Source organism: Allokutzneria sp. A3M-2-11 16, assembly GCF_024213555.1.
Classification (GTDB): Bacteria; Actinomycetota; Actinomycetes; order Mycobacteriales; family Pseudonocardiaceae; genus Allokutzneria.
Genome location: NZ_JANAVO010000001.1, coordinates 2,566,547 through 2,592,905, shown reverse-complemented (window position 1 = coordinate 2,592,905; position 26,359 = coordinate 2,566,547). Strand labels below are relative to the sequence as shown.

At 69.8% G+C, this 26,359-nt stretch carries 24 protein-coding genes and 1 riboswitch; of the genes, 10 read left to right on the top strand and 14 right to left on the bottom strand.

Features of this window, described 5'->3' with window-relative positions:
* Positions 1-91: 91 nt before the first annotated feature.
* Complete coding sequence (gene pdxH, locus NLX83_RS12825; RefSeq protein WP_254235042.1) at positions 92-751, bottom strand: pyridoxamine 5'-phosphate oxidase; 660 nt, start codon at positions 749-751, stop codon at positions 92-94.
* A 241-nt stretch (positions 752-992) separates the two neighbouring features.
* Between pdxH and NLX83_RS12820 the strand changes: the two genes are divergently transcribed.
* The 6 genes from NLX83_RS12820 (at position 993) to sepH (ending at position 8,171) form a co-directional block, all read left to right on the top strand.
* A complete protein-coding gene (locus NLX83_RS12820) occupies positions 993-2,126 on the top strand; it encodes a citrate synthase 2 (RefSeq protein ID WP_254235041.1) in 1,134 nt (377 codons plus the stop codon).
* Positions 2,127-3,051: 925 nt separating this feature from the next.
* The gene (locus NLX83_RS41840) at positions 3,052-4,299 is read left to right on the top strand and encodes a sensor histidine kinase (RefSeq protein ID WP_254235040.1); all 1,248 of its coding nucleotides are present in this window, start codon (positions 3,052-3,054) and stop codon (positions 4,297-4,299) included.
* An 8-nt stretch (positions 4,300-4,307) separates the two neighbouring features.
* A complete protein-coding gene (locus NLX83_RS12810; protein ID WP_254236208.1) occupies positions 4,308-4,928 on the top strand; it encodes a response regulator in 621 nt (206 codons plus the stop codon).
* A gap of 45 nt (positions 4,929-4,973) precedes the next feature.
* Positions 4,974-5,753, top strand: coding sequence for an alpha/beta fold hydrolase (locus NLX83_RS12805; protein WP_254235039.1), 780 nt, complete (start codon positions 4,974-4,976; stop codon positions 5,751-5,753).
* A gap of 114 nt (positions 5,754-5,867) precedes the next feature.
* Positions 5,868-7,004, top strand: coding sequence for a phosphoserine transaminase (serC, locus tag NLX83_RS12800; RefSeq protein WP_254235038.1), 1,137 nt, complete (start codon positions 5,868-5,870; stop codon positions 7,002-7,004).
* Between the two features lie 219 nt (positions 7,005-7,223).
* Positions 7,224-8,171 (top strand): septation protein SepH, encoded by a 948-nt coding sequence (gene sepH / locus NLX83_RS12795; protein ID WP_254235037.1) that lies wholly within the window; start codon positions 7,224-7,226, stop codon positions 8,169-8,171.
* Between the two features lie 83 nt (positions 8,172-8,254).
* Here the strand turns inward: sepH and NLX83_RS12790 are convergent, their stop codons facing one another.
* Positions 8,255-8,707: a MarR family winged helix-turn-helix transcriptional regulator gene (locus tag NLX83_RS12790; protein ID WP_231950492.1), complete on the bottom strand. Its 453-nt coding sequence runs from the start codon at positions 8,705-8,707 to the stop codon at positions 8,255-8,257.
* A 590-nt stretch (positions 8,708-9,297) separates the two neighbouring features.
* Here NLX83_RS12790 and NLX83_RS12785 point away from each other — a divergent pair.
* Entirely contained in the window at positions 9,298-11,013 is a 1,716-nt protein-coding gene (locus tag NLX83_RS12785) for an ABC transporter ATP-binding protein (protein ID WP_254235036.1), read from the top strand.
* Positions 11,010-12,782, top strand: a complete 1,773-nt coding sequence (locus NLX83_RS12780) for an ABC transporter ATP-binding protein (RefSeq protein ID WP_254235035.1) — start codon at positions 11,010-11,012, stop codon at positions 12,780-12,782. Before NLX83_RS12785 ends, NLX83_RS12780 begins: the two co-directional genes overlap by 4 nt.
* Before the next feature lie 298 nt (positions 12,783-13,080).
* Here NLX83_RS12780 and NLX83_RS12775 read toward each other — a convergent pair whose 3' ends face one another.
* Together NLX83_RS12775 and NLX83_RS12770 are read right to left on the bottom strand one after the other, a co-directional pair.
* Positions 13,081-13,674, bottom strand: a complete 594-nt coding sequence (locus tag NLX83_RS12775; RefSeq protein WP_254235034.1) for a DUF2537 domain-containing protein — start codon at positions 13,672-13,674, stop codon at positions 13,081-13,083.
* 58 nt (positions 13,675-13,732) lie between these two features.
* A complete protein-coding gene (locus NLX83_RS12770; protein WP_256563070.1) occupies positions 13,733-14,575 on the bottom strand; it encodes a TrmH family RNA methyltransferase in 843 nt (280 codons plus the stop codon).
* Positions 14,576-14,785: 210 nt separating this feature from the next.
* Between NLX83_RS12770 and NLX83_RS12765 the strand changes: the two genes are divergently transcribed.
* Entirely contained in the window at positions 14,786-16,285 is a 1,500-nt protein-coding gene (locus NLX83_RS12765) for a glutamate-cysteine ligase family protein (protein WP_254235032.1), read from the top strand.
* Here NLX83_RS12765 and NLX83_RS12760 read toward each other — a convergent pair.
* The 7 genes from NLX83_RS12760 to NLX83_RS12730 all read right to left on the bottom strand — a co-directional run bounded on the left by NLX83_RS12760 (position 16,282) and on the right by NLX83_RS12730 (position 22,260).
* Positions 16,282-17,916, bottom strand: a complete 1,635-nt coding sequence (locus NLX83_RS12760; RefSeq protein ID WP_254235031.1) for an ABC-F family ATP-binding cassette domain-containing protein — start codon at positions 17,914-17,916, stop codon at positions 16,282-16,284. The two genes, NLX83_RS12765 and NLX83_RS12760, sit on opposite strands and share 4 nt — an antisense overlap.
* Before the next feature lie 41 nt (positions 17,917-17,957).
* Positions 17,958-18,230, bottom strand: a complete 273-nt coding sequence (locus tag NLX83_RS12755; RefSeq protein ID WP_254235030.1) for a hypothetical protein — start codon at positions 18,228-18,230, stop codon at positions 17,958-17,960.
* A gap of 44 nt (positions 18,231-18,274) precedes the next feature.
* Positions 18,275-18,760 (bottom strand): hypothetical protein, encoded by a 486-nt coding sequence (locus NLX83_RS12750; RefSeq protein ID WP_254235029.1) that lies wholly within the window; start codon positions 18,758-18,760, stop codon positions 18,275-18,277.
* Positions 18,761-18,810: 50 nt separating this feature from the next.
* Positions 18,811-19,500 (bottom strand): hypothetical protein, encoded by a 690-nt coding sequence (locus NLX83_RS12745; RefSeq protein WP_254235028.1) that lies wholly within the window; start codon positions 19,498-19,500, stop codon positions 18,811-18,813.
* A complete protein-coding gene (locus tag NLX83_RS12740; protein ID WP_254235027.1) occupies positions 19,497-20,255 on the bottom strand; it encodes an ABC transporter ATP-binding protein in 759 nt (252 codons plus the stop codon). The genes NLX83_RS12745 and NLX83_RS12740 overlap by 4 nt, the downstream gene beginning before the upstream one ends.
* Positions 20,252-21,214 carry a FecCD family ABC transporter permease gene (locus NLX83_RS12735; RefSeq protein WP_254236207.1) on the bottom strand — a complete coding sequence of 321 codons (963 nt, stop codon included), beginning with the start codon at positions 21,212-21,214 and terminating at the stop codon, positions 20,252-20,254. The genes NLX83_RS12740 and NLX83_RS12735 overlap by 4 nt, the downstream gene beginning before the upstream one ends.
* A gap of 83 nt (positions 21,215-21,297) precedes the next feature.
* Positions 21,298-22,260: an ABC transporter substrate-binding protein gene (locus NLX83_RS12730; RefSeq protein ID WP_254235026.1), complete on the bottom strand. Its 963-nt coding sequence runs from the start codon at positions 22,258-22,260 to the stop codon at positions 21,298-21,300.
* Positions 22,261-22,289: 29 nt separating this feature from the next.
* Positions 22,290-22,406: riboswitch (cobalamin riboswitch) on the bottom strand.
* 167 nt (positions 22,407-22,573) lie between these two features.
* On the opposite strand from NLX83_RS12730, the gene NLX83_RS12725 reads away from it, so the two are divergent.
* Positions 22,574-23,200 (top strand): superoxide dismutase, encoded by a 627-nt coding sequence (locus tag NLX83_RS12725; protein WP_254235025.1) that lies wholly within the window; start codon positions 22,574-22,576, stop codon positions 23,198-23,200.
* 296 nt (positions 23,201-23,496) lie between these two features.
* On the opposite strand, the gene NLX83_RS12720 is transcribed toward NLX83_RS12725, so the two are convergent.
* From NLX83_RS12720 to NLX83_RS12710, 3 genes are all read right to left on the bottom strand, one after another.
* Complete coding sequence (locus NLX83_RS12720) at positions 23,497-24,777, bottom strand: MFS transporter (protein WP_374118734.1); 1,281 nt, start codon at positions 24,775-24,777, stop codon at positions 23,497-23,499.
* A 101-nt stretch (positions 24,778-24,878) separates the two neighbouring features.
* Complete coding sequence (locus NLX83_RS12715) at positions 24,879-25,313, bottom strand: MarR family winged helix-turn-helix transcriptional regulator (RefSeq protein ID WP_254235024.1); 435 nt, start codon at positions 25,311-25,313, stop codon at positions 24,879-24,881.
* A 17-nt stretch (positions 25,314-25,330) separates the two neighbouring features.
* Complete coding sequence (locus tag NLX83_RS12710) at positions 25,331-26,326, bottom strand: esterase/lipase family protein (protein WP_254235023.1); 996 nt, start codon at positions 26,324-26,326, stop codon at positions 25,331-25,333.
* Between the last annotated feature and the right edge of the window lie 33 nt (positions 26,327-26,359).

The window sequence follows — 26,359 nt, the reverse complement described above, 5'->3', positions numbered from 1 at the left end:
AAGGACCGAACGGCGAGAAAGCGTATTCCGGGTCACGTGGCACGACGCCGCCGTCCTTCCAGGGAGCGGAAGAACGGCGGTGTGCCGAGGCTCAGGGGGCGAGCCGCTCGACCTTCCAGCCGTCGCGGTTGTCCCTGAAGCGCAGCCGGTCGTGCATGCGGTCCTCGCGGCCCTGCCAGAACTCCACGAGTTCCGGCCGGATCCGCCAGCCGCCCCAGTGCGGGGGTACCGGAATCCGCTCGGCGTCGGCGAAACGCCTGCGCACCGAGTTCAGCGCGGAGTTCAGCGTGTTCCTGCCGGTGATCACGCGCGACTGCGGGGAGGCCCACGCGCCGAGCTGGGAACCGCGCGGGCGGCTGTTCCAGTACTCCGCGGTCTCCGCCGCGTTCACCTTTTCCACACCGCCGCGGATGCTCACCTGGCGCTGCATCGAGAACCACGGGAAAGTGGCGGAGGCATAGCGGGTCGCCAACAGATCGTGACTCTTGTTCGAGGTGTAGTTGGTGAAGAACACCACTCCCCGGTCATCGAGTCCCTTGAGCAGCACGGTGCGTGATGAAGGGCGGCCCTCGCGGTCGGCGGTCGCCAGGACCATCGCGTTCGGCTCGGGGATCTTGAACTCGATCGCCTCGTCCAGCCAGAGTTTCAGCTGTTCGTGCCACGTCTCGGCCAGCGAGGACTCGTCAAGCACGCCCGCTTCGTAGGACACCCTCATGGCTGGCAGTGCGATGTTCACGTCCGCGTCCGGCATGACGTTCCTCCCCGGAAATGCTGGCCGACCGACACAACCCGTGAGAGCGGACCGTACGGCCTCGGCACGCTTTTCGAAACCGCCTGGCCGGTGATGCATGCCACCGCAGGAGGTGATTGCTGCCACCGAGTGTCGGGGAGGAGGGTTACTGCACCGAAACAGATAGAAGGCCGCCTTGTAAATCGGTCCGGGTGGCCACTAATGAGGCTTGCCGACCCACGGCGGCCGAGGAGGCGATCGGATGCACAACGCGGTGCAGGATGCGAGCCACGACAATGGGTTCCGGCCCGGCCTCGAAGGTGTTGTCGCCTTCCGGACCGAGATCGCGGAGCCGGACCGCGACGGCGGCGCGCTGCGTTACCGGGGCGTGGACATCGAGGAGCTGGCCGGCCGGGTCACCTTCGGCGACGTGTGGGCGCTGCTCGTTGACGGGCGCTTCGGCGCGGGACTCCCGCCTGCGGAGCCGTTCCCGATCCCGGTGCACACCGGTGACGTCCGGGTCGACGTGCAGGCCGCGCTGGCGATGGTCGCGCCGATCTGGGGCTACCGCCCGCTGCTGGACATCACCGAGGAGACCGCGCGCGAGGAGCTGGCCCGCGCCTCGGTGATGGCGCTGTCCTACGTGGCCCAGTCGGCCCGCGGCATCGGCGTCCCCGCCGTCCCGCAGGACCGGATCGACGAGTGCCGCACGATCACCGAGCGGTTCATGACCCGCTGGCGCGGCGAGCCCGATCCCGCGCACGTGAAGGCGATCGACACCTACTGGGTCTCCGCGGCCGAGCACGGGCTCAACGCCTCCACGTTCACCGCCAGGGTGATCGCCTCGACCGGGGCGGACGTGGCCGCGGCGATGTCCGGCGCGATCGGCGCGATGTCCGGCCCGCTGCACGGCGGCGCGCCCGCCAGGGTGCTGCCGATGATCGAGGCGGTCGAGCGGACCGGCGACGCGCGCCGCGTGGTCGCCGACATCCTCGACCGCAAGGAACGGCTGATGGGCTTCGGCCACCGCGTCTACCGCGCCGAGGACCCCCGGGCCCGGGTGCTCCGCCGCACCTGCCAGGAACTGGGCGCCGAGCGCTTCGAGGCCGCCGCGGCGCTGGAGCGGGCCGCGCTGGCCGAGCTGCGCGAGCGCAGGCCGGACCGGGCGATCGAGACCAACGTGGAGTTCTGGGCCGCGGTCGTGCTGGACTTCGCCGAGGTGCCGCCGCACATGATGCACGCGATGTTCACCTGCGCCAGGACCGCGGGCTGGTGCGCGCACATCCTGGAGCAGAAGCGCACGGGCAGGCTGGTCCGGCCGTCCGCGGAATACATCGGCCCCGCCCCGCGCTCCCCCGAGACCATCGAGGGCTGGGCGGGCATCACCCCGGTCTGATCCCTGAATGGCCGAAGCCCGGCTCCAAGGGAGCCGGGCTTCGGTAGAGCCACAACCATGGGGACATGCGCCGAAGCACAGAGGCCGATCCAGGTCTTCATGAGCAACTTTACGTGAACAACGGCTGTCCTCCGACAGGCTTGCCCCGTACGAATGGAACATCAAGCTCTCCGGCGCTCTGCACGAAGCGCTGGCCATCGTTGAGATTGTGGTCCGCAAGGTCATTACCGATCGGCTGACCGGATGGCACGCAAGCCAGCGTCTACCAGGTACTTGGCTGGACGATCCTCGGAACTTGCTGGGAGAACGCTCCAGAAGCGACCGGGCGAAGGCAAAGGAAGAGCACAGCAGTGGCACACTCTCTGGACTCCCTCGATCCGCTTCGGCTTCCCAGGCGCAGAAGATCATCGAGAACGGGTGCAGAAGCCTTTGCGAAGGCTGTATCAGGCCCGCAACCGCATCGCGCACCTAGAACCGATCCACACTCGGAATCTCGGTGCGGACGAACGCGACATGCACTCGCTGCTGCACATGGTGTGCCCGGCCACAGCGACTTGGGCGCAATCGCTGCGACGGGTACGAGCCGTCGCGGGCGAAAAGCCATAAGCGCCGCATCAACCGGGTGGTGGACACCGCGTTCCACTGCTTGTTCGTCGCGACCGGGCGCACGGCCACGGAACCATCGGGCCATGAGCGGGACGGAGCACCTCGGCACGGCCCATGCCGCGGTCGCTCACCCGCTCACGGCCGTCACCGCCAGCGGTGACGGAGGGGTATCCGGGGGCCGGGCCGCTCGCACGTGTGGAGATCAGGGGGGACTGCTTCTCCACGCGGGCGCACCGGCGCGTCTGTCCCGCTCGAAGCGCCACGGCGGTCTGCCCGGCCCCAGCCGGGCGAACCGGGCACCTGGCCCCCGGATTCGCCGGTGACGCGCAAACCCTGGTCGGTGACCTGGATCGGCTGGCGCCTGAAGGAGAGCGACGGGAACTTCGGGGAGCACTGGCAGGTCACCGTCTGGCAGCGGGTCTTCCCGATCTGGGACGTCTTCTTCTCGGTCGTGCTGGCGCTGACCGTCGTGAACATCTCGCTGGCGCCGACGAATCTCCCGTCCGACAAGACGACCGCGCTGATCCTGGTCGGCGCGCTCGGCCTCTGGTACGTGCTGCTCGGCCGCTCCGCGATCGGCACGACCGGGCCGAGGTGGCGCGGCGCCGTCTACGTCGTCGGCATCATGGTGCTCTACGTGCCCGCCGTGACCGCGGTGCTGGACGCCAGCTCGATCCTGTTCGTGCTCGGGCCGCAGCTGTTCCTGTCGGTGCGGCTCGGGTGGGCCGTGGTGATGATCCTGTTGCTGGACCTCACCGCCGTCACCGGGCTGATCCTCGACGGCGAGCAGTGGGAGCACGTCGTCATGTACACGATCTTCGCGTTGATCTTCGCCTTCTACGCGCTGGCCTTCGGCGTCTGGCTGGACCGGGCCGCGGTGGAGAGCGCGGAGCGGGAGCGGCTGATCGAGCAGCTGGAGAGCTCGCGGGCGGAGGTCGCCCGGCTCTCGCACGAGGCGGGGGTGGCCGCCGAGCGGGAGCGGCTGGCCGGGGAGATCCACGACACCCTGGCCCAGGGCTTCACCAGCATCGTCACCCTGGTCCAGGCCGCGGAGTCCGAAATGGACAGTCGAACGGACGGGGACCTGGCGCGGCGGCACCTCACGCTCGCGGTGCGCACCGCGCGGGAGAACCTGGACGAGGCGCGGGCCCTGGTCGGCGCGCTCACCCCGGCCCCGCTGGCGAACTCCTCGCTGGTCGAGGCGATCCGCAGGCTGGTCGACCGGGTCGGCCACGACCTGGGGATCGCGGCGGAGTGCGTGGTCGCCGGGGAACCGAGGCGGCTGGCCACCGACATCGAGGTAGTGCTGCTGCGCGCAACTCAGGAGGCGCTGAACAACGTGCGCAAGCACGCCGGGGCCGGTGCGGTCGCGGTGTCGGTGGAGTTCACCGAGGAGGCGGTGCTGCTGCGGATCGCCGACGACGGCGCGGGGTTCGACCCGGAGAGCAGGCCGATGGGCTTCGGCCTTCCCGGGCTGCGCAGCCGCACCGAGCAGGTGGGGGGCGCGTTCGCGGTGAACAGCGCCCCCGGAGAGGGAACGGTGGTGAAGGTGGCGGTGCCGATATGAGCGAGACCCTGATCAAGATCCTCCTGGTCGACGACCATCCCGTTGTGCGCGAAGGACTTCGCGGGATGCTCAACGCCGAACCGGACCTGGAGGTGGTCGCCGAGGCCGCGTCGGGACCGGAGGCGCTGGCCATGACGCTGGCGCACAGACCGCAGGTGGTGCTGATGGACCTGCGGATGCCCGGCGGGGACGGCGTCGCCGCGACCGCGCGCATCCGCACGGAGTGCCCGGACAGCCGGATCGTCGTCCTCACGACGTACGAGACCGACAGCGACATCCTCCGCGCGGTGGAGGCGGGCGCGTCCGGCTACCTGCTGAAGGACACCTCGCGCGGTGACCTGCTGCACGCGATCCGGGCGGCGGGCCGCGGCGAGACCGTGCTCACGCCGTCGGTCGCGGCGAAGTTGTTCAGCCGGGTCCGCGGCGGCCAGGTGCCGAGCCTGTCGGCGCGCGAGATCGAGGTGCTGCGCCAGGTGAAGCGCGGGCTCAGCAACGGCGAGATCGGCAAGGAGCTGTTCATCAGCGAGGCGACCGTGAAAACACATCTGCTGCGCGTTTTCACCAAGCTCGACGTCTCCGACCGGACCGCCGCCGTGACCACCGCGATGGAAAACGGTCTGCTGGACTGAGCGGAACGGGTTTTCTCCGAGCGGGAATCGGGGAACGCACATTCCGTGACAGTCGAGGCCAGTGGACCCGAGGACGCGCTGCCGATCGTGTTCCTGCACGGCGCGGGCGTGAACCGGAAAATGTGGATGTCCCAGGCGGCCGCGCTGGAGCGGGAGTTCCGCGTGATCACCCTGGACCTGCCGGGCCACGGTCCCCTCGCCGATCGCCGGTTCCGGATGGACGACGCGGTCGCCGAGGTGGCCGGGGTGCGGCTGGAGCGGCCCGCGGTGGTGGTCGGGCTGTCCCTCGGCGCGCACGTCGCGATGAGCTTCGCCGGGCGCTACCCGGAGCGCGTCGCCGGTCTCGTGGTCTCCGGCGGTTCCGGGGACCACACCGGATGGGTCGGCCTGCGCATGCGGGCCAACGCTGCCCTGCTCAGCTTGGTCTTCCGGATCGTCGGGGACCGCAACGTGCGGCGGGCCGCGGCGCGCAGCTTCACCCGGCAGGCGGGCCGGGAGGTCGCGGCCGCCGTGCTGGCCGTCGGTGTGCGCCCGCAGGCCGGGCCGGAGATCCTGCGCGAGCTGGCCGGGGTCGACTACACGCCCGCGCTGCGCGCCTACGGCGGTCCCACGTTGATCCTCAACGGCGCCGGGGACCGCGCGAACCGGCGGGCCGAGCGCCGGTTGCTGGCCGCCGCCCCGCACGCCGCCGTCCGGGTGCTCGCCGGGGCCGGGCACACCGCGAACTGGGACCGCGCCCCCGACTTCACCGAAGTCCTGCGCGACTTCGCCCTCTCGGTGAAGATGACCGGGCAGATGACCGAGCAGCCCCCGCCGACACCGTGACGTGGGGATGGCCACCCGGTGGTCACGCCCAGGTCATCGGGCTGCGACACTGAGGGCTCCGGCAACGGCGCCGGGTCATCGAAGACCACGAGACCGCCTTCCGGAGGCGCCGTAATGACCCAGACGGCTGATCCCACGACCCTGAAGCTGCCCGCCGAGCTCAAGCCCTCGGACGGCCGGTTCGGCTGTGGCCCGTCCAAGATCCGTCCCGAGCAGCTGGCCCGCCTCGCCGCCGAGGGTGGCGCGCTGATGGGCACCTCGCACCGGCAGAAGCCGGTCAAGGCGCTGGTCGGCCGCGTCCGCTCCGGGTTGCGCGAGCTGTTCTCGCTCCCCGAGGGCTACGAGGTCGTCCTCGGCAACGGTGGCACCACCGCGTTCTGGGACGCCGCCGCGTTCGGCCTGGTGCGTGAGCGCGCGCAGCACTTCACCTACGGCGAGTTCTCCTCGAAGTTCGCCACCGTGACCAAGGGCGCGCCGTTCCTGGCCGACCCGGTCGTTGTGAAGGCCGAGCCCGGTAGTGCCCCGGAGATCACTGCGCACGAGGGCGTCGACCTGATCGGCTGGGCGCACAACGAGACCTCCACCGGCGTGATGGTGCCGGTGACCCGCCCCGCGGGCAGCGACGGCGCGCTCGTGGCGATCGACGCCACCTCCGGCGCGGGCGGCCTGCCGGTCAAGGCCGAGGACTTCGACGTCTACTACTTCGCTCCGCAGAAGTCCTTCGCCTCCGACGGCGGCCTGTGGCTGTCGCTGATGAGCCCGGCCGCGCTGGAGCGCGTCGCCGAGATCGCCGCGTCGGACCGCTGGGTCCCGGAGTTCCTGTCGCTGAGCACGGCGCTGGACAACTCCGTGAAGGAGCAGACGTACAACACCCCGTCCGTCGCGACGCTGTTCCTGCTCGCCGACCAGATCGAGTGGATGCTCGGCAACGGCGGGTTGGACTGGGTCACCGCGCGTACCGCCGACTCCGCGTCGCGCCTGTACGGCTGGGCCGAGAACTCGGAGTTCGCCAGCCCGTTCGTCGCGGAGCCCGCGCACCGCTCGCACGTGGTCGGGACGATCGACTTCGCGGACTCCGTCGACGCCGCCGCCGTGGCGAAGGTGTTGCGCGCCAACGACATCGTCGACGTCGAGCCGTACCGCAAGCTCGGCCGCAACCAGCTGCGGGTGGCCATGTTCCCGGCCATCGAGCCGGACGACGTGACCTCGCTCACCCGCTGCGTGGACTGGGTGGTCGAGCAGATCGGCTGAGCCACATCCGGTTGCCCACGGCCACATTGTGATCACGCAGTGTTCACGATGTGGCCGTTTCGGCTTCGTATCGTCACGAGATCAAAGATGCGGAACCCCTCGCGCTTCGGGCAAGATCGCATGGGGAAGAGAACTGAGTGTCGGCGCGCCTACCGCGTCAAGTAGGCACGCCGACATACCGTGACCTCTAGCGAGGTGAAGTAAATCGGGGAGGCAGTGATGCGAGCGCTGCGAGTCGTCGGGCTCGGCGAGGACGGTCAGACCGTCGTGCTGGAGGACGCGGAACGTGGTGAGCGCTTCACGCTGCCCGCTGACGACCGGCTGCGCGCCGCCGCGCGGGGCGATCTGCCCAAGCTCGGCCAGGCCCAGATCGAGCTGGAGAGCCAGCTGCGGCCGCGGGAGATCCAGGCCCGCATCCGCGGTGGTGAGTCCATCGAACAGCTGGCCGCGTCGGCGGGCGTGGACCCCAAGCGCATCGAGCGCTACGCCTACCCCGTGCTGCTGGAGCGCTCGCGCACGGCCGACCTGGCCCAGCGCGCGCACCCCGTCCGCGAGGACGGGCCGGACGTGCAGACCCTCGGCGAGGTCGTCGCGCACGCCTTCAGCCTGCGCGGGCAGGACTACGACTCGGGCAACTGGGACTCCTGGCGGGGCGAGGACGGCAAGTGGGTCGTCCAGCTGCTCTGGCGGGCGGGGCGCTCGGACATCCGCGCGCACTGGATCTTCCACCCGGGTGCGCACGGCGGCACGGTCACGCCGCTGGACGAGCACGCGGCCGACCTGATCGACCCGACGCCGAACCGCTCGCTGCGCACGGTGCGGCCGGTGACCCAGCTGGCCCGGCAGGCGCTGGAGCTGGACGAGTCGCACGGCCCGCTGGAGCAGTCGCTGCTGCCGCCCGCCCCCACCGCCGAGGCTGACCCGGTGGCCCAGGAGGCGAACGCGCACGGCCGGTACCAGCCGGAACCGCTCCCCGCGGAACTGGACCCGGGACCGGCCGCCGAGACGGGCGAGCCGGAGACCGCGGTCGCCGGCGAGGCCGACGAGCAGCAGCCCGATGTCGACCGGAGGGCTGAGCCCGCCGCCCGCAAGGGGGGCAGGAAGAACCACCCGATCGTCCCCTCGTGGGAGGACGTCCTGCTCGGCGTCCGCTCGCAGCGCGGCTGACGCAACCGCTTCAAGTACCAGGGCCCCTGCCGGAGTTCGTGCGGCGGGGGCCCTGCGTTGTCCGCTTGTCCGGAAAGGGTCTCTCAGGCGCGGATGCGGTCGACCATGGAGGCGAAGCGTGGTTCGGCCGCGGCCCGGTCCAGTTCCGCGGTCAACACGACCTCGTAGGTGAGCACGGCCCGTTCGCAGACCGACCGGCCGCGCTCGGTGACCTCGGTGCACACGCCCCTGCGGTCGGTCTCGCAGAGCCTGCGGCTGGTCAGTCCGGCCCGTTCCAGCCGGGCCACCAGGCGGCTGATCGAGCTCTGGTTCAGCCCGACTGCGTCGGCGAGGTCCTGCATGCGCAGGTAGCCCTGGTCGCTCTCGGAGAGGGCGCACACGGCGCGGTACTCCGACAGGCTCAGGCCGTACCCGCGCTGCAGCGCCCGTTCCAGCGCCGCCTCGATCTGCCCGAACAAGGCTGTGAGGGTGGACCACAGCTCTCGGTCCGCCGGGATCGGCGGCAACAACACCGGCATGGTTCGTTGTGCGAACACCGACTCACTCACCTTCTGGCGTCGTTATGGAAACGTCACCACTAGTTCACCGCACGGTGGGCGTTCGCGCCTCCGACTGGAGGTCTACTTCTCCAGGCCCCGCGTACGTATTGCGTAGATGTACCTGCTTCTAGTAGTCGGCTTCCGCCAACGCTATCGAGTGCCTCGATCGGATGACCGAGTTGTCGGCAGAGCGCTTCCGCCTCCGCTCGTCCGAGCGGGCGGGCGGAATGCGGCCGCGGGATGGCGAGCGGATCCCATCCGTCCGAAGCGAGCAGGTAGATCTGCCCGCTGACCACGGCGAGCAGCCGTCCGGCGGGAAAAGCCATCGTCGGCGTGGTGCGCGGAAAACGGCTCGAATATGCGCGCGTCACGCCCTGATCATGCTCCGTTCGAGCGATGCAGACACGTCTTGACTGCGCAAATCATTTGTGCGGACACCGGGAAAACCAGATGACCGCACGCCCCCGGGGGTCGTAGCGTCGCGAGTTCGTTGCGGACGTGAGGGGGACGTTCCGGTGCTCAACCGGGGATCGACATTGAGAGAACTACGACGATTGGTTCCTTACTACCGAGCATCCCGGCTCCCCTTGATCACGGCGGGGATCTGCGCGCTCGGCGCCATGATGGCGGGCCTGGTCGTCCCGCTGGTGACGCAGAAGATCATCGACGGCCCGGTGCGCACCGGCGATGTCACCACGCTCGTCTGGCTCGTGCTCGCGGTGCTCGGGCTCGGCATCGTCGAGGCGGCGTTGCTGTTCGCGCGGCGACAGCTCTCCGCACCGCCGAACAACAAGGCGGAGGCGGGCATGCGCGCGGCGCTCTACGCGCACCTGCAACGCCTGCCACTGGGCTTCCACGACAGTTGGCAGTCCGGGCAACTGCTCTCCCGCGGGGTCGACGACGTGGCGACCATCCGCCGCTTCATGACCTTCACGCTGATCTACCTCGTGATCAACACGACCACGATCTTCGTGGGCCTCGGCATCATGTTCACGCTCGCGCCCGTGCTCGGCCTCGTGGTGACGGTGTGCATGCTGCCCGTGCTGGTGAGCACCTACTTCTACGAGACCCGCTACCGCGTGGTGGCCAGGCGCGCCCAGGACCAGGCCGGGGACCTCGCCACCACGGTGGAGGAGTCGGTGCTGGGCATCCGCGTGCTGAAGGCGTTCGGCCGAGGAAAGCACCTGCGCGGGCACTACCTCAGGCAGGCGGCGGACCTGCGGGAAACCGGGCTGCGCAAGATCTCCGTGCTCGCGGTCCTGTGGGCGACGATCATCGTGCTGCCCGGCCTCGCCATCGCCGCGCAGCTCGCCGCGGGCGCGCACGGCATCGCCAACGGCACCATCACGCTGGGCACGCTGGTCGCGGCGATCACCCTCACCACCTTCCTCACCTGGCCGGTGGAGTCGCTGGGGTGGTTCCTCGCCGAGCTGAACTCGGCCGCGGCCGCCTGCGAGCGCTTCGGCGAGGTCGCCGACACCGAACCGATCGTGACCGATCCCGCCGAGCCCAAGCCGCTGCCGGACCCGCTGCGCGGTGAGCTCCGCTTCGAGGGTGTGCGGATGCGCTACCCCGCTGCGGAAACCGATGTTCTGTCCACAGTGGACCTCACGCTGCACCCGGGGGAGACCGTCGCGCTCGTCGGCGCCACCGGCTGTGGGAAGACCACGCTGACCGCGTTGGTGCCGCGCTTCTACGACGTCTCCGCCGGGCGGATCACGTTGGACGGCACGGACATCCGCGAGCTCTCGCTGCACGACCTGCGCGGCCGGATCGCGGTGGCCTTCGAGGAGGCGGTGCTGTTCTCCGCCACCGTGCGGGAGAACGTGGCCATGGGCACCCACCGCCCCACGACCGAGGACGAGGTCCGCGAGGCGCTGCGGGTGGCCAACGCGGAGGACTTCGTCGACGCGCTGCCGCAGGGCCTGGACACGCCCATCGGTGAGCAGGGGTTGTCCCTGTCCGGCGGTCAGCGGCAGCGGCTCGCGCTGGCGCGCGCGGTGATCAGCCGCCCGGCGGTGCTGGTGCTCGACGATCCGCTGTCGGCGCTGGACGTGCACACCGAGGCGGAGGTCGAGCAGGCGCTGCGCAGCGTGCTGCGCGGGGTCACCGCGCTCGTGGTGGCGCACCGCCCGAGCACGGTGCAGCTCGCCGACCGGGTCGCCGTGCTGCACGAGGGACGCATCGTGGCGACGGGAACGCACCGCGAACTGCTCGCGTCCTCGACGGTCTACCGCACTCTTCTGTCCACAATGGACGATCAACCCTCCGAACTGGAGGACCTGGAGGTGACGGCGCGATGACGCGCCCCCTGGAGATCGAGGCCGAACCGGGTCGCGCGCGAAGGCTGCTCGGTTCGCTGCTCCGACCGCACCGAATGCCCGCCGTCCTCGCGATGGTGTTGGTACTGGCCGAAAACGCCGCGCACCTCGCGGGGCCGCTGCTGATCGCGGGCGCGCTCGACATCGGCGTTCCCGCCGCGGTCAAGGGCGATCCGGTGCCGATCGCGTGGTTCGTCGCGGGCTACGCGGCGAGCGCGCTGCTCACCGCCGGGCTGCGGTGGGGCTTCCTGCTGGCGTCCGGCCGGATCGGCCAGAACGTGCTGATCGACCTGCGCGGCAGGCTGTTCACCCACTCGCAGCGGTTGTCGCTGTCGTTCCACCAGTCCTACACCTCCGGCAAGATGATCGCCCGCGCCACCAGCGACATCGACACGCTCAGCGACCTGATCGACGAGGGCCTCGACGGGCTGATCTCCTCGGTGCTGACGGTGATCGGCGTGACGGTGCTGATGCTCTCGCTCGACCACCGGCTGGCGCTGATCGTGCTGACCGGCTTCGTCCCGCTGTTCATCGCCACCATGGTCTTCCGCAAGGAGTCCGCCCGCTGCTACCGCCGCACCAGGACCGAGATCGCCAAGGTGATCACGCACTTCACCGAGACGATGACGGGCATCCGCGCGGTGCAGGCGTACCGGCGCGAGGAGGCGAACTCGAAGGTCCTCGACGGGCACAACGACGGCTACCGCCTCGCGCAGAACCGGGCCACCTGGGTGCTGGGCTGGTACCTGGTGGTGCTGCGCCTGGTCGGCTCGCTGTCCTTCGTGGTCGTGCTGGCGGTCGGCGCGTGGTTGGTGTCGGCCGACGAGATCGCGGTCGGCGTGCTCGCGGCGTTCCTGATCTACGTGCGCCTGTTCTACGACCCGCTCGAACAGCTCGGCAACTTCCTCAACACCTACGCGTCGGCCAACGCGGCGCTGGAGAAGATCTCCGGTGTGCTGGCCCAGGAACCCAGCGTTCCCGAGCCCGCCCGGCCGACGCCGCTGCCCTCCGCGCGCGGTGAGCTGCGGATGTCGTCGGTGTCCTTCCGGTACTCCGAGGAGACGCCGGTGGTGCTGTCCGGGATGGACCTGCACGTGCCGGCGGGCCAGACGCTCGCGGTGGTCGGCGCGACGGGGGCGGGAAAGTCCTCGATGGTCAAGCTGTTCGCCAGGTTCTACGACCCGGCCGAGGGCGTGGTCTCGCTCGACGGCGTCGACCTCCGCGATCTCAGCGAGGACGACCTGCGCCGCGCGGTGGTGATGGTGACCCAGGAGTCGTTCCTGTTCACCGGTTCCGTCGCGGAGAACATCGCGCTCGGCAAACCCTCCGCGGACCGCTCGGAGATCGAGGAGGCCGCGCGGGCGGTGGGGGCGCACGGGTTCATCTCGGCGCTGCCCAACGGCTACGACACCGACGTGAACAAGCACGGGAGCCGCCTGTCCGCCGGGCAGCGCCAGCTCGTCGCGTTCGCCAGGGCGTTCCTGGCGGACCCGGCGGTGCTCATCCTCGACGAAGCAACGTCCAGTTTGGACATTCCGACCGAACGGGCCGTGCAGCGGGCACTGGAGACCGTGCTCCGCGACCGCACCGCGGTGATCATCGCCCACCGGTTGTCCACGGTGCTGATCGCCGACCGCGTGCTGGTGATGGAACGCGGTGAGATCACCGAGGACGGCTCGCCGGAGGAACTGCTCGGCAGCGGCGGCGAGTTCGCCTCACTCCACTCCGCGTGGACGGCCTCTCTGGCCTAGCCCACATCCTCCAAGTCCCGCCCGCACTCCGCACACCGAGTAAACTCAGCCCATGCACTCCACCCGCCCTTCCACCCCAACCATGGCGGGCGCCGTCTAGAGAACCCCGTTTCGTACTCATAACGGGAAAAGAGCGCTCCAAAAACCCGTTTTGAGTACGAAACGGGATTTTGGGCTGCGCGGGTGATGTGGCGGGGGGTGAGTGCGGGGGGGTATCGCGGTGGTTGGGGGCCGCGGGCAGGACGTGGCCTAGGCGCGTTGTGGACACATATCGGGAAAAACGTGGGTGCGTGGGCGGTCAGCCTAGGAACAGGGCGAGGATGAGGGACAGCCAGGCGGCGAGCAGGCCCGCGGTGGCACCGAGCGCGACCCAGCGCCAGACCGGGACCGACCTCGACAGCCAGAGCGAGGGGGCCAGGCCCGCGGCGATCAGCGCGTTCGCGCCGAGGGCGAACCACGGGCTCGCGTCGGCGAGGCCGCTGGACAGGGCGATGATCACGCACAGCACCAGCACGGCGACGAACAGGCTCACGGTCAGGCCCGTCGCCCACGGGGTCGGTTCACCGATCGGCACCGGGGGCGGCGGGATCGCGAGCCGCGTCCTGGGCACCTCGACGAGCTCGGTGCGGCCGCTGATCGGGTCGCGGTAGCGGACCGGGATGCCCAGCAGCGCCGCCACCCGCCCGGCGAGCAGGCGGCCCCGGTGGGTGATCAACTCCAGTGCTGGGCCGTGGTTTCCGTGCGGCGGCAGGGAAACCTGGCGCGCGACGCCCGCCCACTCGTGCAGCGCGGCGACGAGGGCGGCGGGCAGCGCGAGGTCGGCAGGATCGAGTGCGCGCCCCTCGCCGGACCGGACGAGGACCGCCCGTCCCTCGCGCGCGCGCAGCTCCACGGCAAAGGATCTTAGGGCCTTTCGGGTGATCACCTAGGTTCCGGGACCTTTTCACCGTTCAGGCTGACGGGTCAGTTTCCCCTGACGTGTCTTGGATTCCCACCGCGTAGAAGGCGATCGCGGCCGCCGTGGCGACGTTGAGCGAGTCGACCCCGCCGAACATCGGAATGCGGACGGCGAGGTCGGCGGCGGCGATGGCCTCCTCGGTCAGCCCCGGCCCCTCCGAACCCAGCAGCAGCGCGGTCTTCCCGGTGTGCAGCCCCGCGGCGGCGAGCGGGACCGCATCGGACCGAGGGGTGAGCGCGGCGACCTTGAAACCGTTTTCCCGCAACAGGTCCAGCCCTGCGGGCAGATCCTCGACGGTGGCGAACGGGACGCGGAGGACGTGCCCCATGGACACGCGGACACTGCGCCGGTAGAGCGGATCGGAGCACCCCGGGCCGAGCAGCAGCCCGTCCAGGCCGAGCGCGGCGGCGTTGCGGAACAGCGATCCCAGGTTCTCGTGGTCGCCGACGCCCTCCAGCACGGCGAGCCTGCGGGAGCGGGCGAGGAGGTCGGCGACGGGCGGCTGGACCGCGCGGTCTGCGCTGGCCAGCACGCCGCGGTTGAGGTGGAAGCCGACCACCTCCGCCATGACCTCGGCGGTGGCCACGTAGGCGGGCACGTCCAGCGGCTCCAGCCGATCGGCCAGCGCCTCGATCCGGCGGGCGACGCCGAGCAGCGCCCGGACCGGGAAGGGGGAGCCGAGCAGCCGCTCCACCACCACGACGCCCTCGGCGAGCACCAGCCCGCGGCCGCCGGGGCGGTCGGGCCTGCGGTCGGCCGTGGACAGGTCGCGGAAGTCCGCCAGCCTGGGGTCGGCCGGGTCCTCGATGGTGATCACGTTCGCCACCTGCGACATTCTGCCGTTCCCAGATCCTGGACTACACCGTCCAGTAACAATCTGCGCTTTGCACTTCCTTGACCAGCGCTTTGTCACAAAGCGTCATGTCGATGTGACAGAGAGCACCGGTTTGGCCGCTGGTGGCGGGGGAACCGCTATGCGACGGTGGTCGTTCGCTTTGCCGCTGGTGTGCCCCTCGGAAACCAGCCGACCGCACGGGAGGGCGGCATGGGTAGGGACGTGTCGGAACGGACGTTCAGCAGGGAGGACCGGCAGCGTTACCGGGAGAAGGTCCAGCGTTGCCTGGACGCCCTCGCCCGGATGCTCGCCGAGAACCACTTCTCCTTCCCCCGCCAGCAGATGGGCCTGGAGATCGAGCTGAACCTGGTGGACCAGGCGCTCAATCCGGCCATGCTGAACGCGGTGGTGCTGGAAAAGATCTCCGATCCGCTCTTCACGACCGAACTCGGCCAGTACAACCTCGAGATCAACGTCCCGCCGCGCCCCCTCGCCGGGGACGAGGCGCTGGAACTGGAGAACGAGCTGCGCGCCGTCCTGGACAGCGCGGACAGCAAGGCCCATGACGCGGGCGCCAGGATGGTGATGGTCGGCATGCTGCCGACCCTGCGCGCCGAGCACTTCGACCGGCGGTTCCTCTCCAGCAACCCCCGCTACGGCGTGCTGAACAAGCAGATCCTCAACGAGCGCGGCGAGGACATGCTGCTGGACATGGAGGGCGTGCCGATGCCCGGCCGCCCGGGTGAGCGCCTGCGCAGCTACGCCGACTCGATCCTGCCGGAGTCCTCCTGCACCTCGGTGCAGCTGCACCTGCAGGTGGACCCGGACGACTTCGCCGCGCACTGGAACGCGGCCCAGTGCCTGGCGGGCGTGCAGGTCGCGCTCGCCGCGAACTCCCCGTTCCTGCTCGGCAAGGCGCTGTGGCAGGAAACCCGCATCCCCATGTTCGAGCAGGCCACCGACACCCGGCCGCAGGAGCTGAAGAACCAGGGCGTCCGGCCGAGGGTGTGGTTCGGCGAGCGGTGGATCACCTCGATATTCGACCTGTTCGAGGAGAACGCGCGCTACTTCCCAGCCCTGCTCCCGGAAACCGAGGACGAGGACCCGCTCGCGGCGATCGAGGCGGGCCGCGCCCCGCAGCTCGGCGAGCTGCGCCTGCACAACGGCACCATCTGGCGGTGGAACCGCCCCGTCTACGACATCGTCGACGGCGTTCCGCACCTGCGCGTGGAGAACCGCGTGCTGCCCGCCGGGCCCACCGTGGTCGACGTGCTGGCGAACGCCGCGTTCTTCTACGGCGCGCAGCGGGCGCTGTGCGAGCAGGAAAGGCCGATCTGGAGCCAGATGTCCTTCCAAGCGGCCGAGGAGAACTTCTACACCGGTGCCCGGCACGCGATGCAGGCGCAGCTGTACTGGCCCGGCATCGGCTGGATCCCGCCGGACGAGCTGGTGCTGCGGCGGTTACTCCCGATGGCGCACGAGGGCCTGCGTGCCTGCGGAGTCTCCGACGAGGCCCGCGAGCGCTACCTCGGCATCATCGAACAGCGCTGCGTGACCCGCCGGACCGGGGCTTCCTGGCAGCGGGAAACCGTTGCGCAGCTTGAGGAACGCGGCCTGGACCGGGACGCGGCGATCACCGGCATGCTCCAGCGCTACATCGAGCTGATGCACGCGGGCGAACCCGTGCACACCTGGGCACCGGGCGGCTAGCCGGCCCGCAGGTCGGTGACGTCGAGGGTGTGGTCGGTGCTGATCCTGGTGGCCAGCCTGCGGTCGTGGGTCACCAGGACCAGCGCTCCCGGGTAGTCCGCGAGCGCCTGTTCCAGTTGCTCGATCGCGGGCAGGTCCAGGTGGTTGGTGGGCTCGTCGAGCACCAGGCACGTGGTCCCCCGCGCTTGAAGGACCGCAAGGCCCGCACGGGTACGTTCTCCCGGCGACAGTGTGCGGGCCGGACGGAGTACGGCATCCGCCCCAACCCGGAACTTCGCCAGCAGCGTCCGCGCGTCCACTGTGGACAGACCGGCCGCCGATGCGACCACGGCCAACGTGGGCTCATCCGTCGCGAAGGCCGCGCGGAGCTGGTCCACCTCACCGACCACCACGTTCGCCCCGGCGCTGCGCGCACCCGAGACCAGCGGGAGGCGGCCGAGCAGCGCCGCGATCAGCGTGGACTTGCCGGAGCCGTTGGGGCCGACGACGCGCCAGCGCTCCCCGGCCCCGATGGTCAGGTCAACCGGTCCGAGGGTGATGTCACCGCGCCGCATAACCGCTTGCCTCAGCGTGAACACGACGTCGCTCCCCCGCCCGGCGGACGGCAGGGTCAACCGCAGCTCCCACGCCTCGCGCGGCTCGTCCACCTCGTCCAACCGGTCCAGCTGGCGCTCCGCCAGGGTCGCCTTGGCTGCGACGTTCTGCGCGCCCTGCTTCTTGCCCGCCCTGACGTTGCGGTCCGGCTCGTCGTTCATCGCCTTCGCGCTCGTCGCGCGTTTGATGCCAGTCCTGGACCACTCCTTCGCCCGGCGGGAGCGCTGGACCAGGTTGTCGCGCTTGGCCGAGTACTGCTCGAACGCCTCCCGCGCGTGCCGCTCCGAGTTCAGTCGTTCGTCCACATAGGACTCCCACCCGCCACCGAAGACCGTCAGGCGGTGGGTGAACTCGTCCAGCTCGGCGATCGCGGTCACCGTGCGGGCGAGGAACTCGCGGTCGTGGCTGACCAGGACGATCGCCGCCCGGCTGCCGACCACGTGTTGTTCGAGCAGCTCCAACCCGTTGGTGTCCAAGTCATTGGTGGGCTCGTCCAGCAGCACCGCGTCCGCGCGCACCAGCAGCACCGACGCCAGCCGCAGGCGCGCGGCCTGCCCACCGGAGAGCTCGTCCGCGCCACGCCCGTCCAGCAGATCAGCGGACAGCCCGAGGCGCTGGCACACCGCATCGGCCCGCTCGTCGAAGTCGGCAGCACCCACAGCCGTCCAGTGGTCGAACGCGTCCGCGTACTCGGTCCCCGAAGGGTCCTCCGCCAACAGCTCCGCAGTGCGCTGCAACTCGCGCTCGGCATGACCGACGCCGGTACGGCGCGCGAGGTGGTCGCGCAACGATTCCCCTTGGCGCAGATCGGTTTCCTGCGTCAAGTACGCGACAGTCGCACTGGGCGGATGCACGCGGACGGTGCCTTCGTCATGCGGGAGTTCCCCGGCCAGCACACGCAGCAGCGTGGACTTGCCGACTCCGTTCGGGGCGATGAGCCCTACTCGATCACCAGCAGCGACATCGAGGTCTACCTCCGCGAGAACCGTTCTTGGGCCGAATGACAGCGAAATTCCGCGCGCTACCAGAACGGACACCCCGACCACGTTGCACCAACCACCCACGGTCGGCAACAGGGTTACGACGACGCGGCCCCTTCGAGCACGACCTCCATACCGTCAGCGGAGACCCGCAGCAGCGTCGGCAACAGGTCCGGGTTGTGGGAGTCCGTCTCCAGCACCTCGCGGCGCATCTCCTCCACGTACGCCGATCCCACAGCCGCGATGACCAGCTGTTCCGGGCAGATGAGGCTGACGTAGAACTCCTGCCAGCCGCGGATCGACGAGATCCAGCCGCGGAAGTGGCCCGAGCACAGCGCGGAACCGGGCGGGAGCCCGTCCTCGCGGCTCACGACGATCAGCTCGTGGCCGTCGTCGTTGATCCCGACTTCCGCCTTCAGCCCCTCGAAGATCGATTCGAACGCCTCGTCGATCTGCGCCTCGTAGTCGTCCTGATTCGTGATGCTCGCTGCCGGGGAAGCGACGTACTGCGCAGGACCAGCAGCAGAACGCCCTCTCCCGCGGTCGACAGCATGCCGTCGACAGCCTGGTCCATCTCCTCTTCGTCCAGCTTCTCGATCGCGCTGTCCAACACCTCCCGCGCCTGCTCGAACGCCGCGTCCCAGCCGTCCGGGGCGGGCCTGCTGAACGCCGCGGAACACTCGACCCCGGGGAAGGTCAGCTCGATGTACTTCCGGTCGAGCACGCTCGGCTCCCACATGGCGTGAATCCCCGTCACCTGGGCCGGAGTGACGCCGTGCTCGCGCGCCACCTGCCGCCACGCCCGGACGACACCGTCGACCACCTTGGCGGGCACCTCCGCCTGATCCGGCTCCTCGCGCCCCACGTCGAACAGAACGATGTTCTCGACCGGCTCACTCATCGAAAGATCTCCCTGTTCGGACGGCGAATTCGAACCATACTCAAGCTGGTTCAGCCGAGCCGTTCCGCGTCACTCCGGCGGGGGCAGCTGCGGCACTCGTCCTCCACCGGGATCGTCCACCACAGGCAGCACTTCGACCTCAGGAAGACCAATCTGTCCCCTGTGGACGATTCGACCAGCCGCCCTGTGCCCGCGAGCCACGGCACGTGTTCTACGAGCAACCGATGCGCTTCGAGCAGTTCCTCCTTCGGCGCGTGAGCACGGGCCATCGCGGTCCCGAGACCGAACCCGATCTGCCCGGCCACCGGGCTCCACGCGCACCCCGGCTCGACGGACAGACTCGTCGCCAACGCGCGCATGTGTCCTTCGAGCACCCTGCCCGCCGCGATCACCAGGCCGCTCGCGAGCTCCGGCACAGGCTGAATCGCTTCGGGCTCAACGTAAACGACACCGAAGCCGTGTCCGTCGCCGCGCAGGAGAACGCCATCCGGATGCACGAGGACATCGCCGATGACCGTGGGCATGATGGTCACCTGGCACAGCCGGATCGCATAGCAGGAAAGGAAAGTGCGCGCTGCCGACGCTCTCAGGATGTGACCGCTCGACCGTTCCTCAACATCGACGAGCGACCGCAGCACTTCCGGTCGGCGGATCAGGTCGGCGCACCGGATCGCGTCGGGCGGAGGCGGGCCGATGACGACCTCGGCCTCCGGGCAACACGCCGCGTACAACTCCCTCACACCGGCCCCAGAATGTCCAAAGTGGACCCGCGCAGGTGGCCGCGAACCCCGAAGACCTCGGCGAGCAGCCCTTCGTCCAGCACCTCCGCGGGTGTACCGACAGCAGTCAGATTTCCCTTGTCCAGCACGGCGATCCGATCGCAGTAGGACACCGCGAGACGCAGATCGTGCAAGGTCAGCAGGACCGCCAGGCCCTCGGCCGCCAGCTCGCGCAGTAGCCCGAGCACGCCGAGCTGGTGCCGCAGGTCGAGGTGGTTCGTCGGCTCGTCCAGCACAAGAATCTCCGGCCGCACAGCGAGAGCGCGCGCGATCGAGACGCGCTGGCGTTCTCCACCGGAGAGCGTGCGGACATCCCGATCGCGCAGTTCGACCAGCCCCGCCGCCCGGATCGCCGCCTCCACCGCGTCGCCGTCCTCGGCACGCATCGGCTCCAGCCAGCCGCGGTGACACACCCGCCCCTGCTCGACGACCTCGGTCACCGTCAGCGATGCCGCGTGCTCGGGCTCCTGCGTACTCGCGGCCAGCCTCCGCGCAAGCTCTCTCCTCGGAAGCTCATCGACGGCCAACTGTCCTAAGTAGACCTTTCCGCTCGCCGGAGCGATCGCGCGGTACAGCGTCCGCAGCAACGTCGTCTTGCCGCTGCCGTTCGGCCCCACCAGCCCGAGCACTTCGCCGCGCGCGACCGCGAGGTCGACACCGTCGACCACGAACCGCCCGCCCAGCCGGACCCGAAGCCCTTCGACTCGAAGGCTCATCCCATCCTCCGCCTGGTCCGCAGCAGCATCAGGATGAACAGCGGCCCGCCGATCGCCGACGTGATCACGCCCGCGGGCAGCTCCGACGGCGCCGCGAGCAACCGGCCGAGCAGGTCCGCGCCGACCAGGAAACCCGCGCCCAGCAAGGCGGAGACCGGCAGCAGCCGCCGCGCGTCGGAGCCGACCAGGAACGTCGCGGCGTGCGGCACGATCAGTCCGACGAAGCCGATGCCGCCCGCCACGGCCACGGATGTGCCCGCGAGCAGGGAAACCCCGACCAGCATCACCAGCCGGAACCGCCGCGGGTTCACTCCGAGCGCGGTCGCGGCGTCGTCCTCGGCGTGCAGCAGGTTGATCCGCCAACCCGCCACGATTCCGCCCAGCACGGACAGGACGAGCACCACCGCGGGCACGGCCAGCGCGTCCCACCGCGCGTCACCCAGGCCACCGGCGAGCCAGAACAACACCTGCTTGGCCTGATCACCCTTGGCGTGCAAGAAAAGCACGAGGGACAGCCCCGCACCGCACACCTGCCCGACCGCCAGTCCCGCGAGCACGAGCACGTTGACCGAGCCGGATCGCCCGGACACCGCGAGCACGACGAGCAGCGCCGCGAGCGCTCCCACGAAGGCGACGGCGGGGAGTGCCACGAACCCCAGCACTCCGACCCCGAGCACCATCGTCAGGGACACCGTGAGACCCGCACCCTGTGACACACCAAGGAGATACGGGTCGGCGAGCGGATTGCGCGTGACGATCTGCGCGATGGCCCCGGCCAGCGCGAGCGCGGCGCCGACGACCACGGCCATCGCCACCCTGGGCAACCGCGAATCCCACACGATCGACGCGCGCACCGGACTCCACGTCACATCAACCAGTCCCGGCACAAGCGGCTCGGCGAGGATGCCCCACACGTGACCTAGAGGTAGCCACACCGACCCCAACGACACTGCCAGCACACATACGGCCACTACTGCTGCCGTGAGTGCGAGCAACGTGAACACCAGTGGCGGCCGTCTCCTGACCACCCCGACGAGGACGGTCACCAGGCCACACCCGGGTGCAGACCGCGCGCGAGCTTCTCCACGGCGTCGGCCAGCCGGATGCCCTCGATGAGGTCGGGCAGGGTCAGCGTGACGTACTTGCCCTGCGCGACGCCCGCGGTCTTGCCGACCAGCGGATGTCCTTGCAGGAACGCGCGTTTGCCGTCCACCCCACCGGCACCGAGGTAGTCGACCAGCACGACGGCCTTCGGGGCGCGCTCGGCGACCTGCTCCCAACTGGCGTCGCCGAAGACCTTCGGCAGGTCGGCGAAGATGTTGCGGCCACCTGCCTTCTTGGCGATGTCATCGCCGAGGCCGTGCCCGCCCACGGTGAACGCGGCCTTCTCGCCGCTGTCGTAGAAGAACACCGGGACCGGCTCGACGCCCTTGAGCTTGGCCGACACCGCGTCGATCCGCCGCGTGGTCTCCTCGGCCAGCTCCTTCGCGCGGCCGGCCACCCCGAACGCCTTGCCGAACAGCGCCAGGTCCTCGGTGTAGGTGCCGATCCCGATCGGCCCGGTCGAGCACGACTCGGCGAGCAGGATCGTCCGGATTCCCTTGCGCTCCAACGCTTCGCGGCCACGGCCGTCCTTCTCCGCGAACGCGCTGGCGTAGCCGCCGACCACCACGTCCGGCTCCGCCGCGAGCACCTGCTCCAGCGACGGGTACTTCTCCGCGATCAGCTTGATCTTCTTGTAGTCCGCCGCGATCGACGCGGGCACGTCGGGGGTGTCCGGGTACGCGGTCCCCACGATGCGGTCGGTCAGGCCGAGCGCGACCAGGATCTCCGTCGCGTGCTGGTTGAGACTGACGATCCGCTGGGGTGGCGTCGGGAACGCCTGCGCACGACCACAACTGGTGACGCTGGCGGCAGACGGTGCGGGCGCGGGCGGGGTCGCACAGGCGGCGAGTGCGACGGTGAGCGCGGCTGCGCCGAGCGCGCGCCGAAAAGACCTGGTCATTGGCACCTTCCGTAGACCTCGACGGAGTTCGAGCCGAACGCACTCAGGCAGGTGTTCGGGCTTGCCACTGCGATGCAGCGGCCCACCGTTGCGGGTCAGCGCCGGACTTCGACCGGTCTTCCCCTGCCGGAGACGTGTATTCGGTTGTCCCACGGATGCTCCCCGAGCCGGGCCGAGCCGGTCAAACCCGCGGTTCGATCCGTGACCGTATTCCCGCCCCGCGCGTGTTTAGCCCCACCGCGCGGTGTCGATCCAGATGCAAGTAAGTTGCAACTAAGAGAGACTTGCATCAACGAGGCACCGGAGGCTCACCGTGGCGCAGTACGTCCTGCCGGATCTTGACTACGACTACTCCGCTCTGGAGCCCGCCATCATCGGCGAGATCAACGAACTGCACCACTCCAAGCACCACCAGGCCTACGTCACCGGCGCCAACCAAACCCTGGAAAAGATCGACGAAGCCCGCGACAAGGAAGACTTCAGCTCCATCGTGGGGTTGGAGACCACCCTGGCCTTCCACCTCGCCGGACACGCCCTGCACCAGGTGTGGTGGAAAAACCTCTCCCCCAACGGCGGCGACAAGCCGACCGGCGAGTTGGCCGCGGCCGTGGATGAGTTCTTCGGGTCCTTCGACGGGCTGCGCGCCCAACTCAACGCCGCCGCCTCCACCATCCAAGGTTCCGGCTGGGGCATCCTCGCCTGGGAGCCGGTCGGTCAGCGGCTGGTGACCCAGCAGCTGAAGGACCACCACTCGAACCTGTCGATCGCCACCACCCCACTGCTCGCCTTCGACGCCTGGGAGCACGCCTACTACCTGCAGTACCGCAACGTGAAGGCCGAGTACTTCAACGCGCTCTGGAACGTCATCAACTGGAACGACGTCAACGAGCGCTTCGTGGCCGCACGGGCTGGCAAGAACGGCCTGCTGCTTCAGCCCTGAGACCTGGCAGTGGATGCTCCGACAAGCGACACTGCCAAGGAAGGACCCCGGTCACCGAGGGGTGACCGGGGTCCTTTGCCGTTCAGACGAAGCCCACAGGGGTAACTCACGTCGGACGTAACTTACGTGCCGCGTAACTCACGTCCGACGTGAGTTCACTGACCTGCGCAAACGAAAAGCCCCTGACTCCCGGTCGGAAGTCAGGGACTCTTCATGTTCCCGAACTGACTGCCGCTCCCACCACGAAGCGGACAAGAATTAGGTTAGCCTAACTTCACCGGCCCCGCAACCCCCGCTCACCTCCGGGGGAGGACCCGGAGCCGCACCAGGCGCCGCACGGGCAGCTCGACCCCACCGCGGCGGATCAGCACGGCCCCGCAGACCAGCGCGAACACCAGCGAGATGGTTCCGCCGAGCCACACCGGCGAACGCGGACCCCAGTGCTCGGCGACCCACCCCATCAGCGGACTGCCGAGCGGATTCCCACCCAGGAACACGAGCATGTACAGGCCCATCACCCGGCCGCGCATCTCCGGGGCGACCGAGAGCTGCACGATCGCGTTGGACACCGTGGTGAAGGTCAGCGCCGCCGCGCCGGTGAGCACCAGCAGCGCCCCCATCGACCACGGATCGGGCATGAAGCCGGTGATGATCTCCAGGACTCCGAAGGCCAGCGCGCCGCCGATCAGCAGCCGCTGCCGGGGGCGCCCCTTGCCGCTGCGCCGCGCCGCCATGACCGCTCCGGAGAGCGTGCCGACCGCGAGGACCATGGACAGCGTGCCGTAGAGGGAGGCGTCGCCGTGGAACTCGTTGCGCGAGATCACGGCGAGGGTGGAGTGGAAGTTCAGGCCGAAGGTGCTCACCCCGAACGCCAGCACCATGACCACCACCAGGTCGGCGCGCTGCCGCACGTAGCGCAGTCCCTCGCGGAGCTGGCCTCGGCCGCGCGGGACCGGCTTGGAGCGGAACAGCTCCGCCGGGTTCATCAGCGCCAGGCCGGTGATCACGCCCGCGAAGCTGGCGCCGTTGGCCAGGAACACCCAGCCGGTGCCGATCCAGTTGATCATCACACCGGCGATCGCCGGGCCGAGGATGCGGGCGATGTTGAAGGTCATCGAGTTGAGCGCGACGGCGTTGGTGACCTGCGTCTTGCCCACCATCTCCACCGTGAAGGACTGCCGGACCGGCGTCTCCACCGCGGCGAACACGCCGAAGACCAGGCAGAGCAGGTAGACGTGCCAGAGCCGCACGACACCGGTCACGTCCAGCAGGCCGAGGGTCAGCCCGCACAGGCCGAGCGCCGCCTGGAGCGCGATGAGGAACCTGCGCTTGTCCACCCGGTCGGCGAGCACGCCCGCCCACAGCGACAGCAGCAGTGTCGGCGCGAACTGGAGCGCGACCGCGATGCCCAGCGCGACCGGGCTGCCGTTGGAGAGCTGGAGCACCAGCCAGTCCTGGGCGACGCGCTGCATCCACACGCCGATCAGCGAGACGACCTGGCCGGAGGCGTAGAGCCGGTAGTTGCGCGTCCGCAGCGAGGAGAACATCCCGCCGCGCGGCTTCTCCTCGGGGGGCAATCGTTTGTCCACTGAGGACGGAGGCGGTGCGCCTGGCGGGGAATGGGTGTTGTCGAGCGACTGGTGAGCTCTGGTGTTCCCCGCGTAGGTCGGCACTTCGTTTACTGCCCCGCCATCCTGTCGATGATCTCGGCCGCGCGGGAGAGAACCTCCCGTTCGGACTCGTCCAGTTCCGCGAGCCGCTTGTCCAGCCAGCGCTCGCGCGCGCAGACCTCGGCCTTGATGAAGGTCCGGCCCGACTCGGTCAGGTCGACGATCGCCTGCCTGCCGTCGGTGGGGTGCGGCGACCGCGTCGCGTACCCGTGTTCCTCCAGCGCGGCGATCACCCTGGTCATGGACGGGGGCTGGACGCCTTCCCGCGCCGCCAGCTCGCCCGGGGTCAACGGCCCGCCCTTGTGCAGGCTGGACAACGCGGAGAGCTGGGTCAGCGAGACCGAGGAGTCGCTGCGCTGGGCGCGGAGCCTGCGGTTGAGCCGGACGACGGACAGCCTCAGGCGGCTGGCCAGGTTGGGCTCACCCGGTTCGGACTCCGACATGTCCTTAGCATACCTCACTATCTCGCGGACGGAGCGCAGGTCCCTCCGACGTAGCAACGCAGCGGCGGCTCGGTTTCCCTCGCCTGGCCACCCACGACGTCGAACAGCTCGCCCGGCCGCAGCAGCGGCAGGCTGGTCGCCATCGCCACCAGATCGGCCCCGGGCAGCGCCCGTTCACCGCAGAGGAAGGGCGAGATCCGGCGCGGATCGGCGGCCCCCGCGTGCTCCAGCGCGTCGACCGCCAGCGCGTAGCCGACGGCGTCGGCCAGCAGCGTCAGGTGGCCGGTGTGCCGCAACGGGCAGAACACCTGCGTCGCGATGTTGGTGGCCTCCGGCAGCAGGCTCGCGGTCGGCTGCGGCGTCACCAGCTCGTCGAACAGGGTGTGGATCGAGGTGTAGGACGGCCCCGGCGGCAGCTGGCCGAGGTTGACGTTGCGGATCAGCTGCGACTCCGGGTGCAGCTGGCGCACCGCGGGCTGGCACAGCGGGTTGCGGACGCAGTGCTCCGCCGCCGCGCGCGATCCCCGGTACGGCACGCCGAGTCCGACGTAATCGTCCACAGTGGACCGAATGTCCGGCCAGAACCGCAGCGCCCACAACGCGAGCACTCCACCCTGGTCGTAGCCCACCACCGACACCTTGTTGCCGCTGCGCGCGGCGACCGTGCGGATCGCGTGCACGACGTACTCGGCGGCGTCCTGCATGTCGTCCATGGCCTTGCCGGGCAGGTCGAGCACGCACACCGGGCGGTTCAGCGAGCCCAGCGCGCGGCGGTAGCCCCAGTCCCACGTCTCCGCCGCGCTCAGCCCGGTGCCGTGCACGAGCAGCACCGGCTTCGCGGTCCCGGAGTCGTCGACGTCACCGCCGCAGGACAGCGCGGTGTTCAGCGCCGACGCCGGGGTGTGCAGCACGGGACCGGGTGGCGGGGGCTGCGGGACCGCTTCGGCCGGGAGCGAGAACGTCGCGATCACCGCAGCACAGGGCAGGAGCCGCCAGAGCTTGTTGATCCCCACGACTTCCGAGGCTAGGCGCCGCACCCACGCCCA

Bases quoted from the DNA above. Each gene is read 5' to 3' on its own strand.
- pdxH (WP_254235042.1), bottom strand. From the start codon at position 751: ATGCCGGACGCGGACGTGAACATCGCACTGCCAGCCATGAGGGTGTCC.
- NLX83_RS12820 (WP_254235041.1), top strand. From the start codon at position 993: ATGCACAACGCGGTGCAGGATGCGAGCCACGACAATGGGTTCCGGCCC.
- serC (WP_254235038.1), top strand. From the start codon at position 5,868: ATGACCCAGACGGCTGATCCCACGACCCTGAAGCTGCCCGCCGAGCTC.
- sepH (WP_254235037.1), top strand. From the start codon at position 7,224: ATGCGAGCGCTGCGAGTCGTCGGGCTCGGCGAGGACGGTCAGACCGTC.
- NLX83_RS12780 (WP_254235035.1), top strand. From the start codon at position 11,010: ATGACGCGCCCCCTGGAGATCGAGGCCGAACCGGGTCGCGCGCGAAGG.
- NLX83_RS12770 (WP_256563070.1), bottom strand. From the start codon at position 14,575: ATGTCGCAGGTGGCGAACGTGATCACCATCGAGGACCCGGCCGACCCC.
- NLX83_RS12765 (WP_254235032.1), top strand. From the start codon at position 14,786: ATGGGTAGGGACGTGTCGGAACGGACGTTCAGCAGGGAGGACCGGCAG.
- NLX83_RS12750 (WP_254235029.1), bottom strand. From the start codon at position 18,760: ATGAGTGAGCCGGTCGAGAACATCGTTCTGTTCGACGTGGGGCGCGAG.
- NLX83_RS12740 (WP_254235027.1), bottom strand. From the start codon at position 20,255: ATGAGCCTTCGAGTCGAAGGGCTTCGGGTCCGGCTGGGCGGGCGGTTC.
- NLX83_RS12730 (WP_254235026.1), bottom strand. From the start codon at position 22,260: ATGACCAGGTCTTTTCGGCGCGCGCTCGGCGCAGCCGCGCTCACCGTC.
- NLX83_RS12715 (WP_254235024.1), bottom strand. From the start codon at position 25,313: ATGTCGGAGTCCGAACCGGGTGAGCCCAACCTGGCCAGCCGCCTGAGG.